Annotated in this window: 15 protein-coding genes and 1 pseudogene; 10 read left to right on the forward strand and 6 right to left on the reverse strand. The window is 67.6% G+C overall.

Features of this window, described 5'->3' with window-relative positions; all coding sequences use genetic code 11:
• Nucleotides 1–79 precede the first annotated feature (79 nt).
• From FRW57_RS00545 to FRW57_RS00555, 3 genes are all read left to right on the forward strand, one after another.
• The gene (locus FRW57_RS00545) at nucleotides 80–682 is read left to right on the forward strand and encodes a sulfite oxidase-like oxidoreductase (protein WP_137121187.1); all 603 of its coding nucleotides are present in this window, start codon (nucleotides 80–82) and stop codon (nucleotides 680–682) included.
• Nucleotides 682–1,404, forward strand: a complete 723-nt coding sequence (locus FRW57_RS00550; RefSeq protein WP_137121186.1) for an FAD-binding oxidoreductase — start codon at nucleotides 682–684, stop codon at nucleotides 1,402–1,404. Before FRW57_RS00545 ends, FRW57_RS00550 begins: the two co-directional genes overlap by 1 nt.
• An 87-nt stretch (nucleotides 1,405–1,491) precedes the next feature.
• Nucleotides 1,492–1,956, forward strand: a complete 465-nt coding sequence (locus tag FRW57_RS00555; protein ID WP_137121185.1) for a DUF5709 domain-containing protein — start codon at nucleotides 1,492–1,494, stop codon at nucleotides 1,954–1,956.
• A 67-nt stretch (nucleotides 1,957–2,023) separates the two neighbouring features.
• Here FRW57_RS00555 and FRW57_RS00560 read toward each other — a convergent pair whose 3' ends face one another.
• The gene (locus tag FRW57_RS00560; RefSeq protein ID WP_162529203.1) at nucleotides 2,024–2,668 is read right to left on the reverse strand and encodes an RNA polymerase sigma factor; all 645 of its coding nucleotides are present in this window, start codon (nucleotides 2,666–2,668) and stop codon (nucleotides 2,024–2,026) included.
• A 460-nt stretch (nucleotides 2,669–3,128) separates the two neighbouring features.
• Nucleotides 3,129–3,437, reverse strand: a complete 309-nt coding sequence (locus FRW57_RS00565; protein ID WP_137121183.1) for a GNAT family N-acetyltransferase — start codon at nucleotides 3,435–3,437, stop codon at nucleotides 3,129–3,131.
• Between the two features lie 387 nt (nucleotides 3,438–3,824).
• On the opposite strand from FRW57_RS00565, the pseudogene FRW57_RS24950 reads away from it, so the two are divergent.
• The 4 genes and pseudogenes from FRW57_RS24950 to FRW57_RS00585 all read left to right on the forward strand — a co-directional run.
• Nucleotides 3,825–4,196, forward strand: a pseudogene (locus FRW57_RS24950) (peroxiredoxin family protein); the annotation flags it as partial.
• A gap of 163 nt (nucleotides 4,197–4,359) precedes the next feature.
• A complete protein-coding gene (locus tag FRW57_RS00575) occupies nucleotides 4,360–5,601 on the forward strand; it encodes an MFS transporter (RefSeq protein WP_137121181.1) in 1,242 nt (413 codons plus the stop codon).
• Between the two features lie 150 nt (nucleotides 5,602–5,751).
• Entirely contained in the window at nucleotides 5,752–6,678 is a 927-nt protein-coding gene (locus FRW57_RS00580; protein WP_238999223.1) for an NADP-dependent oxidoreductase, read from the forward strand.
• A 100-nt stretch (nucleotides 6,679–6,778) separates the two neighbouring features.
• Entirely contained in the window at nucleotides 6,779–7,807 is a 1,029-nt protein-coding gene (locus FRW57_RS00585) for a patatin-like phospholipase family protein (RefSeq protein WP_137121180.1), read from the forward strand.
• Here FRW57_RS00585 and FRW57_RS00590 read toward each other — a convergent pair.
• On the reverse strand, nucleotides 7,790–8,410 hold the full coding sequence (locus FRW57_RS00590; RefSeq protein ID WP_137121179.1) for a TetR/AcrR family transcriptional regulator: 621 nt from the start codon (nucleotides 8,408–8,410) through the stop codon (nucleotides 7,790–7,792). The two genes, FRW57_RS00585 and FRW57_RS00590, sit on opposite strands and share 18 nt — an antisense overlap.
• Nucleotides 8,411–8,578: 168 nt before the next feature.
• Here FRW57_RS00590 and FRW57_RS00595 point away from each other — a divergent pair, with 168 nt between their 5' ends.
• The gene (locus FRW57_RS00595) at nucleotides 8,579–9,202 is read left to right on the forward strand and encodes an NADPH-dependent F420 reductase (RefSeq protein WP_152185006.1); all 624 of its coding nucleotides are present in this window, start codon (nucleotides 8,579–8,581) and stop codon (nucleotides 9,200–9,202) included.
• 15 nt (nucleotides 9,203–9,217) lie between these two features.
• On the opposite strand, the gene FRW57_RS00600 is transcribed toward FRW57_RS00595, so the two are convergent.
• Nucleotides 9,218–9,643 (reverse strand): hypothetical protein, encoded by a 426-nt coding sequence (locus FRW57_RS00600; protein ID WP_137121177.1) that lies wholly within the window; start codon nucleotides 9,641–9,643, stop codon nucleotides 9,218–9,220.
• Nucleotides 9,644–9,997: 354 nt separating this feature from the next.
• Nucleotides 9,998–11,197 (reverse strand): MFS transporter, encoded by a 1,200-nt coding sequence (locus FRW57_RS00605; RefSeq protein ID WP_152185007.1) that lies wholly within the window; start codon nucleotides 11,195–11,197, stop codon nucleotides 9,998–10,000.
• A 253-nt stretch (nucleotides 11,198–11,450) separates the two neighbouring features.
• Between FRW57_RS00605 and FRW57_RS00610 the strand changes: the two genes are divergently transcribed.
• Nucleotides 11,451–12,320, forward strand: a complete 870-nt coding sequence (locus tag FRW57_RS00610; protein WP_137121175.1) for an EamA family transporter — start codon at nucleotides 11,451–11,453, stop codon at nucleotides 12,318–12,320.
• Nucleotides 12,321–12,380: 60 nt separating this feature from the next.
• Here the strand turns inward: FRW57_RS00610 and FRW57_RS00615 are convergent, their stop codons facing one another.
• Nucleotides 12,381–13,139 (reverse strand): trypsin-like serine protease, encoded by a 759-nt coding sequence (locus FRW57_RS00615; protein WP_137121174.1) that lies wholly within the window; start codon nucleotides 13,137–13,139, stop codon nucleotides 12,381–12,383.
• A 168-nt stretch (nucleotides 13,140–13,307) separates the two neighbouring features.
• On the opposite strand from FRW57_RS00615, the gene FRW57_RS00620 reads away from it, so the two are divergent.
• A partial coding sequence (locus tag FRW57_RS00620) for a VOC family protein (protein WP_152185008.1) occupies nucleotides 13,308–13,637 on the forward strand: 330 nt, incomplete at its 3' end.

A 13,637-nucleotide genomic window follows, 5' to 3' on the forward strand; every position in this document is an offset into this window, starting at 1 on the left:
ATCCAAAGGAGAACCGTCGAGATGAGCGCGCAAACCGTGCCCGTCCTGACCCCGACGACGAAAGGCAGGTAAGGAATCCATGCCAGTCACGCGAGGATTCACCCGGCGCGACCGCAGCGACCCCCGGCTACCCCCCGGGCAGTACAACACGGGGGACGGCTGGCCGGTCCTGAGCTACGAGCCAACACCTCGGCTGGACACCGCCACGTGGACGTTCACGATCGACGGACTCGTTGAGCGAACCCAGACGTGGTCCTGGGCGGACCTGCACAAGATGCCGCCGTCGACATACCAAGGCGCCATCCACTGTGTGACCACCTGGTCGAAGTTCGACATGACGTTCGACGGCGTCTCAGTCGACACGCTGCTCGACCTCGCCAGCCCCCGACCGGAGGCCACCTTCGTCATGGCCCGCTCACACACCGGGTACACCACCAACCTTTCCCTGAGCGACGTGACCGGGGGCAAGGCGTGGGTCGCTTGGGCGATCGACGGGAAACCGTTGCCGGTGGAGCACGGCGGCCCGGCCCGTCTGCTGGTCCCGCACCTCTACTTTTGGAAGAGCGCCAAGTGGGTCTCCGGCCTGACCTTGATGGACCACGACGAGCCCGGCCTGTGGGAACGGAGCGGCTACCACGACCGGGGTGACCCGTGGCTCGAGCAGCGCTACCAAGGCGACTGATGGACCGGCTCGTCTCCACGGCCATCCCTCCCGTGCAGCCGTGGCAACTGGCGACGATCGTCGCGGTGCGCCAGGAGACACCGAACGCGAAGACATTCCAGCTCAACGTCGCTGGCCCACACAACTTCGTCGCCGGCCAGCACTTCATCATCCGCTTGACGGCCGATGACGGGTACCACGCGCAGCGGGCGTACTCGGCCGCGTCGCCACCAGGCCAGGAACCTCTCGAGATCACCGTCGAGAGGTTGCCCGGGGGAGAGGTGTCGACGTTCCTGCACGACGGGGTGGACGTTGGCGACATGGTGGACATCCGCGGGCCCATTGGCGGTCACTTCGCCTGGGACGTCTCCGCGCCGATCCTCGGCATCGCCGGAGGCAGCGGCGTCGCCCCGTTGATGTCGATGCTGCGGGCAGCACGAGCTGCAGGCCGGTCCGACTACATGACCCTGGTCGTGTCCGCACGGTCACCGCGAGATTTGTACTACGCCGACGAGATCACGGGCCCCCGCACCCGCGTGGCGTACACGCGCACCGCCCCGCCGGGCGATCCCCGAGGGGTAGGCCGGTTGACCATGGAGGACCTCGCGCCAATGGTCCATGTCCGTCAGCAGGCGTTCGTCTGCGGTTCACCAGCGTTCTGCGATGCCGCGACCATGCTGCTCGACTCGTTGGGTGTACCGGCGTACGACATCCGCGTGGAACGGTTCGGCCCGTCCGGATGACCCGCCAGTTCCGGACCCCCGACCGCGGCGGGGCGCGGGTGAAGCTTTCGAATCCTTGGCCTCAAGGGCACACGAAGGGGAACAGCCATGACACCTCATTTTGACTCCGACGGAATCTCCGCCACGGACGCCGGCGACTACGGGCTGCTGCGGCCCCAGGAGAGCTGGGACGACGACGAGTTCGACGGCGACGACGTCGAAACCGGGTACTCACCCCCCGGCCGCGCCCGGGGCTCCCTCGACTGGGGAGTGACGGCGAGGGAGGCGGCCGGGCACGAGTCGCTCGACCAGCGCCTTGCCCGTGAGGTGCCCGACACCTCGCTGACCCAGGACGACGGTGACGGCCTGGGCGACACCAGCGACACCGACGGTGAGCTGATCGACGATCAGGTCGGGGCGGCACGCGCCGGCCGTCTCTTGGCCCATGACGTCGACGACAACGACGCTCGGTCGGACTATTGGGCCCACGACATCGGGATCGACGCAGCCGGTGCCTCCGCCGAGGAAGCGGCCGTGCACATCATCCGGGACGACCTCGAACTCGAGGAGTAGCCGCCCGCCCGCGGCCGGTACAGGAGGCGGGGCGACCGACGGATGACTCGGCCGGGGGAGTTGCGGGCTACAGGCTCGGCAGCCCGTGAACGAAACCTCGCTCAGCGAGGTGACGGCGAAGGTTCCGGCGGGCGTGGAACATCAGCTGGTAGATCGCATTGCGGTTGGACCCGAGCTGGGTGGCGAGCTGTTCGATCGACGCACCATGCACCACCACGCCGAGGAACACGTGACGCTGTCGCTCGGTCAGCGAGGTGTCCATGGCTGACATGACCGCCTGTTTCAAGGCGATCGCCTCGGCCTCGGCCTCCGGTGTGTTGGCGCGGGGGCAGGGCAGGCGGTCCCAGTCTTGCGAGTTCAACCCATGGACGAGGCTGCGGCGATTGTGCTGGCGGATCTTCACGCGAGCTTCGAACGTCACGAAACTTCGGGCCCACGTGGTGAACTTGCTGTCGCCGCGGAAGTCCGGGATGCGCCTCATGATGGACACGAGCGCATCCGCCGCCGCTTGGTGGGCCAAGTCGTCCCGTTCCGCGCCGGACAGTCGCGAAATGTCTGAGCGACGCCCGATCTCGCTGCGTGCAGCCCGCAGCAGATAGGTGTACAGGGCGTCCGCGGCGCGCTCTCGGGCGGGCCTTGGCTGGGTGAGCGCCGCCGTCCACCGCGCGTTGTCCCGCGTGCGCTCCTGGTCAACGCTCGAGGAGTCCTGCACGTCCCCGCAGGGCCGCGTGCTGTTCGTCCTTGCACGTCCGTGCTCGTCAGCCAATGTGCGGGCAGCGCCCGGGGCCTTCTGTTCAACTGGTCTATTCAGTCCAATTACGGCACCGTGACCTGACGGGGCTACGTGCTCGAACTTGGGGTGCGGAGCTACGAAGGTAAAGGACTGCATAGTCCAAAACTACTGGTTTGGTGGGCTGTGTCAACTCCGTGGATGGGCTCACATTGCGTTCTGTCGGAAGCCCGCCACGCCGGGGGCCCGCGCTGTCGCGCTGCGACATGTTTGGACCGAAAGGTTCAGTCCGTGCGGAGCGGGAAGCACCGCCTGCCGCCCCTCAAGGCGTCGTCCCGGTCACGCCGACGGTGATGTCGTGAGAGGTGACGCTGTCGACGGCCACCCTGGCGAACGGTGGTGTCCAGTCGGCATACCCGGTCATGGTCCGCCGCCGGGCAGGTCAGTCGGTGACGCGGCTCGGTGCCACGCCGTAGACCAGGTCGCGGTACTCGTGGTGCTTGCCCAGCCAGCTCCGCACGAAGGGGCACACCGCCAGGATCTTGCGCTGACCCTGGTCGCGGATGTCGTCCAGCGCTCCCTGCACCAGCGCACCGCCAACTCCTTGACCCTCGTAGGCGGGATCCACCTCGGTGTGCTCGATGATGATGATCGAGGTCGTGATCTGGTACACGCTGTAGCCGGCCACCGTCTCGCCGATGCGAGCCTCGTACCGGGACAGCGCCTTGTTGTCGACTACCGTCACATCCATCGGGTCTCCTCCAACCGTTTTGACCGTCATCGTCGCGAGGCGCACCTGTCCAGCCATCCAATCCAGCTCAGCGGCAGGGCAGCCCGCCTCGTCCGCGGGGTTGGTGTTCGCCGGCCGGGCCATCTCTCCCCGGGTGCATCACCGTTCCATCCCTCCGCTGTAGTGGCACGTGTCACCTCCGTCAATGCCGGTGAATGCGGACCTCTCTTGGCTGACGGGCCCGGTAAGACGATCAGCACAGCGGGCACCAACGCCACGTCAGCCCACGAACCGCCCGCGACCTCAGCGTCTGGCGTGGGGCCGAGCCTCGACGGAGTCAGCAGGTCGGGGCACGTCGACGAGGGCGTCATGGCAAGTGGGACAGCACCGAGCAGCTGGAGGTCACCGATGTTGCCGAATGGTTCGCCGTTTCCGCAGTTGTCACTGCCGACGCCGGGAGGGGACGAGCTGGTGCTTCCCGCTGCGACGCAGGGAGGCTACGCCGTCGTGCTGGTGTACCGGGGCGCGTGGTGCCCGTACTGCGTGGGACAGCTGCGGTCTTTCGCCACCCGGCACGACCTGCTCATGGCTGAGAACATCACAACCGTTGCCTTGTCGGCCGACTCCCGCGCCACGGCACGGCAGACGGTGCAGGACCTGCACATCCCCTTCGCCGTCGGCTGCGAGGCCGACGTCCCGAAGGTCGCCAAGGCTCTCGAGTGCTACACCGACCCCGACATGACGTTCTTCCAGTCCTCGGGCTTCGTGCTCGACACCGACGGCAACATCATGCTCTCGCTCTACTCCTCGGGCCCCATCGGCGGCTTGGGCCGGCCGACGTGTCGGGGTTCGTCAACAGACGTCGCGACAAGAACGGGGCCACAGCGTCATGAGCATCCGAGCGCGCCAAGCTCCCGGCCCCTTGCGCACGCCGACACCTGCCATGGACACGACCCGATCGACCGAGCGCCACCGGCTGGCGTTCGGTTCTGCGATCGCCGCCCTGGCGATCTCGTTCGCCGCCAACGCTGCCCCGGTGCCCCTGTACAACATCTACCGGAGTCAGGACGGCCTCACCAACGAGGGAGTGTCGCTGGCCGTCGTCGCGTACTCCTTGGGCACCATCGCGGCACTCCTGCTGCTGGGGCGCCTGTCGAACCACTGGGGCAGACGACACACCGCCATCGCAAGCCTGGTCCTTGTCGTGCTTGGCTGCCTGATGCTGCTGGATGTACACCAGTTGGGCACGCTCGTCGCCGCTCGGCTGCTGATGGGCGTGGGCTCCGGCATCGCGAGCACCGGAGTGACCGCATACATCGTCGACACGGCACCGGCGCGGCCCGCGTGGCTGGCTTCGGTCGCCTCCAGCCAAGGACCCATGTTCGGCCTTGCCGTCGGCGCAGTCGGCTCAGGCGCCCTCGTCGAGTTCGGTCCCTGGCCGCGCGGGCTGGTCTACGTCGTCATCAGCGCCCTGCTCGTCGTGGTTGCTGGGCTCATCGCGGTCAGCCCCGAGACCGTGAACCCGACGGTGGGCTGGCGGTCTCTGCGGCCTCGGGTGCGCCTGCCCGCCCGGGTCACCCACCTGGTTCCCGCGGCGTCGGCCGTGTTCTTGGCCACCTGGGCGATGGGGTCGTTCTACCAGGCACTGGTGCCCGCCGTCGTGGAAGACCAGCTGCACACCGCAAGCCCGCTCGCGCTCGGCCTGGTGTTCGCCTCGTACATGGCGTCCAGCGCGTTCGGTGCCCCGCTCGCAGGGCGCTTCGCACCGGCGAACGCGCAGCGCATCGGCATGCTCGCGTTCCTGGTGGCCATCGCCGGCATCATCACGGCCATCTCCTTCGGCCGGCTGCTCCTGTTTATCGCCGCTACCGTCCTCGCCGGAACCAGCCAAGGGGTCGCGATCAGCGCCACGGTCCGCGGGCTCCTGTTCGGCAGCACGGTGCCGGACCGAGCCCCCATCTTCAGCATCATCTACCTGCTGTCCTACAGCGGCGCAGCCTTCCCGAGCCTCGTTGCCGGCGGGCTCACCGGCATCGTGTCATTGCCGACGATCGCACTCGGGTACGGCGGCCTCACCCTCGCCGCCACCGCCTTCACTGTCGTCGCGGCACGCGCGCCCGGCATGACCGAGCAGGCCCAAAAGGGGCGCTCTGAGTCGTTCGGGCACCGAGAAACGACGCTGTGAGAAACGCCAACGGCACCCTGGGGCGACGTTCACTTGGCCACGTGAACACCATCCACGGCGCGACACTGGAGGAGACCATCCTCGGCGTTCTCCTAAGCGCTGACCTTCTCGAAGCACCAACTCACAACAAGAGGCACCTACCAAAAGGAGATGAGTTCCATGAAGGCGATCGTGGTGAACGACCAGGCTGCTGGGTTGGCCGGGATGACGCTGACTGAACGACCCGAGCCGCCGGCGGCCATCAACGATGTCATCGTCCAGGTGCATGCGTCGGGGTTCTTGCCGACGGAGATGGAGTGGCCTTCCACGTGGACCGACCGTGCAGGCCGTGACCGGGCGCCCTCCATCCCCGGGCACGAGATGGCTGGGCTGGTGACTGCGCTCGGCTACGGGACGACGGGGCTGACGCTGGGACAGCGGGTGTTCGGGATCACCGACTGGCACCGTGACGGGACCCTCGCCGAGTCTGTCGCCGTCGAGGCCCGCAACCTCGCCCCGCTGCCGGGCGACGTGGACGTCACGGTCGGCGCGAGCCTTCCCATTTCTGGCCTGACCGCCTGGCAGGGGTTGTTCGACCACGGGCGCCTGCAGGCCGGCCGGAGCGTCTTGGCTCACGGCGCCGCGGGCGCGGTCGGGACGATGGTCACCCAGCTCGCACGCGAGTTCGGCGCCTACGTCATCGGCACCGGTCGTGCTGGTGACCGGCAGAAGGTGCTCGACTACGGAGCTCACGAGTTCGTCGACCTGGAAAACGATGCGATCGAGGACGTCGGCGGGGTCGACCTGGTCTTCGACCTCATCGGCGGCGATGTCCAGAAGCAGTCCGCCGACATCATTCGGCCCGGCGGAGTGTTGGTGTCGGTTGTCGGTCCGGTCGAGGCGCGCCCGGCCGACGGACGCGCAGTCGACTTCGTCGTCGAGTCCGTCCCTGCCCAGCTGCGTGAGATCGCCCAGCGCGTGAGGGACGGACGGATCCGCACGAACATCGGCCAGGTCGTGCCCATCAGCGAGGCTGTCACAGCGGTCAACTCGACCGACCGGCGCAGGGGCAAGCTGGTCATCGCCATGACCGACTGAAGCGAAGGGTCGATCCACCGGCGGCAGCACCCGATGGCCCGAAGTGACGTTGTTCCACGATTCTGAGGACGTGGTCGCGTGGCGGTTCTACCGTTGTGGGGTGACCGGTCTGAACGCTGATCTGGTTCTCGAGGGTGGCGGTGTCAAGGGCATTGCCCTCGTCGGGGCCATCAGCATGCTTGCCGAACGCGGCTATCAGTTCCAGAAGGTGGCGGGCACCTCGGCCGGGGCGATCGTCGGGGCGTTGGTGGCTGCCGGCCTTCCCGCCGCCGAACTCGAGGAGACGATGCGCTCCTTGGACTACGAGAGCTTCCGGGACGAGAGCCCACTGGACCGGCTGGGTCCGCTGGGGAAGGCCACCTCATTGCTGCTGGAGTCCGGGATCTATGAGGGGGAGTACCTGCGAGCTTGGCTGGGTGACACGCTGGCGGCTCATGGGGTGCGCACGTTTGCCGACCTGCTCCTTGAGGACCCTGGAAGCGACCTGCCGGCCGAACGGGCCTACCGGTTGGTGATCATGGCCTCCGACCTGTCCCACCGCCGGTTGCGCCGGCTGCCGTGGGACTACCCGATCTTCGGCATGCCGTGTTCGGACGTCCCGGTCGTGGACGCGGTTCGGGCATCGATGTCCATCCCGTTCTTCTACGAACCGGTCAAGCTGCGCGACGAGACGACCGGTGAGGACACGTGGCTGGTCGATGGCGGGATGCTGTCGAACTTCCCTGTCGATGTTTTCGACCGCACCGATGGTGTGCCGCCGCGGTGGCCGACGTTCGGCATCAAGCTGTCGGCACGTGCCAACGCCTTGGCGCAGCAGGAACCGCCGGTGCGTGGGGCGGTCAGCATGACGCGGGCGATGGTCTCGACGATGACCGGGTTCTTCGACCACCTGCACCTGGACGAGCCGAGCACCCTGGCGCGGACGATCTTCGTGGACACGCTCGGAGTGCGCTCCACCGACTTCTCCCTCGACCATGACACCCAGCAAGCGCTGTTTGCCTCGGGCCAGGACGCAGCCCGCACGTTCCTGGACGGCGATGACAGCCAGCCGGGCTGGGACTTCGCACGATACGTCGCGACCTACCGTTCTCCAGACACAGCAGCCGCCGGGCTAGCTGATGCGCCCTGACGCTTGCTCCCGTCGCTGGTCATCGCAGGCTGTCGCGGGGATGGCGTTGTCGATGAGGGCGGAGGCGATGGCGGCGGCGGTGGGAAAGGCGTCGGCGTCGAGGACCCGGGTGCGGGCCGCGGCCCCGTCGATGAGTAGCGCGAGCTGCTCGCCGAGCCGTTCAGGGTCGGCAGCGCCGGCTTCGCGGGCGGTGTCGGCGAGCCGCGTGGCGACGGCTTTCTTGTAGTCGCGCGCGTACTGGGACGCAGGGTGCTGGGGGTCGTGGAGTTCGACGACGGCGGCGATGTAGGGGCACAGTGGAGTGGCGCGCGGGATGTCGAAGGCGGCGAGGAGCCGTTCGCGGGGTGTGAGGTCGGTGCGGTCGAACACGCCGGACAGAACGGAGGGGTCGAACCGGCGCAGGTACTCGGCGACGAGTTCATCCTTGCCGGTGAAGTGCTGGTAGGCCGTGCGCTTGGACACCTGGGCCTCCGCGCAAAGCTGATCCATGCCGGTGCGGTTGATGCCCTGCTCGCGGAACAGCTGCTGGGACGCGCTGAGGATGCGCTCGCGGGCGCCTCGACCGCGGCGGCGGCCCTTGGGCCCCTTCTCCAACTCCGTCATGACTGCATGCTACCCCAAGTGGGTAACGATCGGTGTACATAGCTTGCGCCCCGGCCCTCCAAGCGATAGCGTAAGCACACAGAGCGGTTTACATAAAGTTCAGAGCTCATCACCTGCGCCACGGCCGCCAGCCAAACCGCACAACCCACAACCCGGACAGGACATCTCATGAGCAACATCAGCATCATCGGCACGGGGAACATGGCCCGCACCATCGGCGCACTGGCGGTGGCAGGCGGCAACACCGTTGAAGTCATGGGCCGCGATCAGTCCAAGGCTGCTGGCCTGGCCAAGGTTCTCGGCGGCGGCGCCACGACGGGAGAGTGGGGCACCGCCCCGCGCGGGGACATCGTCATCGTGGCCTTGTTGTCCGACGGTGTCGTGCCGGTCGTTGCCCACTACGGAGACGCTCTTGCGGGCAAGGTAATCGTCGACATCAGCAATCCATTCAATGCCACGTTCGACGGGCTGGCCCACCGTGAGCAGACCTCAATCGCGCAGGAAGCCGCCAAGGCGGCCCCGGCCAGCGCCAGCGTGGTGAAGGCCTTCAACACCATCTTTCGTCAGGTCCTCGAGAAGGGTCAGCCCGATGTCTTCCTCGCCGGCGACGATGCGCAGGCCAAGGCAAGTGTGGAGACGTTCATCGAGAGCCTCGGACTGCGCCCGCTGGACGTCGGCGGCCTGAAGATGGCGCACTGGCTGGAAGGAGCGGGCGTGCTCACGGTGGGCCTCGCCAACAATGGAGTGGGGAACTTTGACTTCGCCCTCAGCATCACTCAACTGCCCGCCTGAGTAGACGGGTCCCCGCTACACGCCTTCGGCCCTCGGGGTGGCGAGAAGCGCGCTGATGTCGTGGTGGTTCAAGTAGAGGAGAACGCGGTATCCGTCCGGACCGGATCTCACCAGAAGGGTCGAGGAAAGCTCGACGGTCCCGCTGTCACGCTCCGCAGCCCATTCTCCCGCCACCAGAACGTGCTGGTCGTCCAGACGCAGCTGGCGCGCGTCCCGACGCCGCACGTCCCGCACACCCGCATCGGCGAACATCGTGCGGCGAGCAGGCAGCGAGGCAGCGAACTGCTCAGCTGTTATCGCCACCGCGTAGCGTGGATCCAGAGCCAGGAAGGTGGGGGCGAAGAGCTCGCCCGGGCGGCCGTCGGGGTCACCAGCGCGGGCGTCGAAGTCATCCAGGAACGCGCTGATGGCAGGTTCGAGGCCAGTCCAGCGATTGCTCATAGCTCGGTCGCAATCCTTTCTAGCAGCGGAACCGCGGCTGCCAACCGCTTCCGTTCGGCTTCGGTCAGCGCGACGAGGACTGCTTCGATCCGTACCCTAACCAAGCTGAGTTTGGCACAGGAGCACGACGATCGAGATCGACAGCCGGCCACGGGGCCAGGGCACCGAGCTTCGATTTCGGCATGCTGGCCTGACACCCCAGCTGGCTTGCTGGGACGACTGAGTGGCCGCGTGGAACCACTTCCTGTCCAGCATCGAGCTCCTCACCAGGACTGGCAGGGGCACGCCATGCGGGTCCTGAGCTCTTCGTCTGCCAGGACGAGGCCGGCTCCTGCTCGTCGGAGGGGACCGACGTCAGTCGGCGGCCGTGGCAACTGGATTGGTGAGCCGGGTGTGGAGCAGTGCGGCGCTGAGCGCGACCAGCAACCCAGCGGCGACGGCGACGAGGAACCCGGTCCGGGGGCCGTGGGTGTCGGCGACCTGGCCGACGACCGCAGATCCGGCGCCGTACCCGAGGTTGAGACCGGTCACCAGCCAGGCAAGTCCTTCGGTGAGGACCAACCGGTCGACGGTGCGTTCCACCAGTTCGGTGGCGGTGATCAGCGTAGGGGCGACACCGAGCCCCATGACGAAGGCGCATGCCGCCAGCGCGGGCACGTTGGGCGCGAGCCACAACAGGATCGGCAGGCCGCCGAGCAGCATCGCTTGTCGCCGGTACCGCTGAGGTACCGGAGCGATGCGTGCTCGCGCGCCGTAGATGAAGCCGGCGGTTGCGCTGCCGAGTGCGAGGCAGGCCAGCACCGCCCCGCTGAGCGCGCGTTGTCCCTGCTGGCTGCAGAACGCCACGATCGTGATTTCGGCGCTGGCAAACACCATTCCCATGGCGACGGCCCCGGCCACGAGCAGCACCATGCCACGGGTCCGCATCGCAGAGCCCGACCGCGCACTCGAGGTGTCGTGCACCGGGGGTTCGGTGCTGTGCAGGCCACGCAGCCACACGGCGCCGAGCGACACCAGCAGCGCACCCAGCAAGAGGGGCAGGACAGGATCGAGCGTGGTGGCGATGGCGGTGGCGACCAGTGGCCCGGTGGTGAAGATCAGCTCGTCGAGGGTGGCCTCCAAGGAGTATGCGGTGCTGAGCTCAGGGCGTCGGCCCCACACGTGCGACCAGCGCGCCCGCACCAAGGACCCGACCGCGAGGTAGGAGAAGCCGGAGACGGCGGTCGGTCCGACGAAGGACCACTGCGGGAACCCGGCTTCGATCAACACTGCCAGCGCGACCGTTGCGACGACGTGTACCGCGGAGGCGGGTACGAGGGTCCTGCTTTGGCCGAACCGGTCGACCAGACGGGCCAGCACCGGGTTCCCGACGCCGTTCGCGGCGACGTAGACGCCGGTGAGCAGGCCGGCGAAGCCGTACTCTCCGGTGCGGGCCGAGACGATCAGCACCAAGGCGATCGGATAGATGGCAATGGGCATGCGCATCACGAACGATGCAGCGCAGAACGCGACCGTTCCCGGAGCGCGGAACGCGGCGCGGTAGCCCGCTAGCATCGGGAGCCCCAGTCATCCGCCGCCCGACTGTCGCACAGAGCAAAGTCGAGGCGCCAGGGCACGCTGCATCTTCTCAGGCCTGCGAACTGTCCCATCGTCCGGCCCGGATAAGCGTGAATCCACGGCACAGTTGGTCATCGGTCGAACGCGAGCGCCATCTCGTCGCAGCACCGTGTCCTGCTCGAGAGCCACCAACTGGATGTGACGGTAATCTCCGTCAGGCGATGCAGATGGCTTTGCAGGTGGCCCAGAAGTGAGCGGTAGCGCGCTCGCTCTGGTCCTCACGGCTGCCATCTGTCACGCGCTCTGGAATGTCGCGGCAAAAGGGGTTCGCGGTGATGGCTACCTGTTCGTGTGGTGGTACGACCTCTGGTCGACCCTGCTCTGGGTGCCGGTCGGTATCGCCCTGTTGGCTCGAGCCGGATGGCCGTGGTCCTGGGGTTTGCTGTTCGGGCCACTGGTGTCTGCGGCGGTTCACATCGTCTATCAACTGGCGCTGCAGACCGGCTACAACCGGGCCGACCTCGGAGTCGTCTACCCCGTCGCGCGAGGCGTCGGTCCTCTCCTGACCATGGCGGCTGCCCTGGCCGCCCTCCATGAACGGCCAGGGCGGACCGGCGTGCTCGGCGCCTTGGCGATCCTGCTCGGCATCGTCGTCGTGACCGGTGGTCGCGGCGGCCCCGACCGACATCGCGCCATGCTCGGCGTGCGTTGGGGCGTCCTGACAGGGGCCGCCATCGCGGGCTACACGCTGTGGGACGACCACGCGATGACGTCCCTGGCCCTGTTGCCCGTCACCTACTTCGCGTTCGGCAGCGCTTGTCAGACCGCCATGCTGAGTATCGGACTTCACCGGCACGACACGTCGAGGCTCGGGACCGTGCTGCATCGGCACTGGCGGCAGGTCGGTGTGGTCGCGGTCCTCTCACCTCTGGCCTACATCTTGGTGCTCGAGGCAATGCGCACGACCCCCGTCTCGCTGGTCGCGCCGGTGCGAGAATCGAGCATCGTCATCGGTTCGCTCCTGGCGTGGTGGTTGTTCAAGGAGTCGGATCCGGTGCGCAAGGTGATCGGCGCGGGCGCGGTCCTGCTGGGGATCGGCCTCATGGTGGTCTCCGGATGACGATCGAGGCCAAACGTGCGTGGCGCTACCTTGCCCCACGCCGGTGCTTCGCTCCCGACCTCAGGGCAGCGTCACGTAGTCGGAGAGGAACGCCCGTGCGCTTGCCGTGTCGAGGCGGTAGTCGACGTTCGTGGCGCGACAGATCGCGTCGCCGGTGATCGTGGTCGCCGCCACGAGGTCGGTGTCGCCCAGGAAATTGGGTCCGCCGGAGTCGCCGTAGCAGGTGCCGCCGTCGCCCGTGGCGGGGTTCATCGACAGGCGCAGCCAAGCCTTGTTGACCGCGTCGAGGCTGCCCTTGGTCACCATCCGCACGTCGTTGTAGAGATAGCCGTGGCCGCCGGGACCGCTCGTCACTTCATAGGCGCCGTAGCCCACGGAGGTGAACTCCTGTCCCTGCTTGAGGCGGGACAGCGATTCGGCCTTGGGCAACTGCGCCGGGGTGATGCCGGTCACCGGCTGTTCGAGCGTCACCACGGCGATGTCGTGCGGGTCGTTCTGCTGGTGGGTGTACTGCGGGTCGGCGTGGAAGGTCCCGGCATACACCGGGTCACCGTCCTGGTATGCCGTGTCGAACGTGATCCGCACCTGCTCGCCTTCGCCCTCGCCGCAGTGTGCCGCTGTGAGGAACACGCTCGGCGCGATGAGCGTGCCCGAGCAGTAAGTCCAGGTGCCGTCCGAGTAAGCCTGCTCTGCGACGAGTCCTCCGACGTTGGGGTGGCCGTTCCCGTCCGGGTGGCCGTTGGTGATGGCAGCCGCCGGCAGGGCTGTCGCGGTGAGGCAGGCCAGGCTGGTGGCTCCGATGACGAGGCGTCGAATCATGCGAGACATCATGGCGGGTAGCGGCCGTTCGCGCCAGAGGTCGGGTGCCACGCCAATTCTTCCTGCGGGCCCCATTCAAGGACGACGCGCTGTGTGCGCCCACCCTCGGGTGCCGCAGCCGAGCCTGAGGGTCGGAAGTTTCGTGAGCGGGCCGGAGTTGAAGCTGTCGTGAGCGATGACAACACCGGTGTGAAACAGCTGCGATTGGTGATCCATGCCGAGGACTACGAGGGGACGTTGCGATTCTTCCGTGACGTTTTGGGCATGTCCGAGCAGGAGGCGTACACCGGCGATGCAGGCGCGCAGGTCGCGATCCTCGATGCTGGCCGGGCCACTCTCGAGATCGCCAACACCGCCCAGGTGGAGATGATCGACGACGTCGAGGTCGGCCGGCGAGTCTCGCCGCACTTGCGGCTCGCGCTCGAGGTCGATGATGCCGCGGCGGCGGCCACCGCGGCCGTCGGCGGTGGTGCGAGGGTGGTCGCGCCGCCGACACCG

This window comes from Segeticoccus rhizosphaerae (assembly GCF_009192725.1).
In the GTDB taxonomy this organism is placed as follows: Bacteria; Actinomycetota; Actinomycetes; order Actinomycetales; family Dermatophilaceae; genus Segeticoccus; species Segeticoccus rhizosphaerae.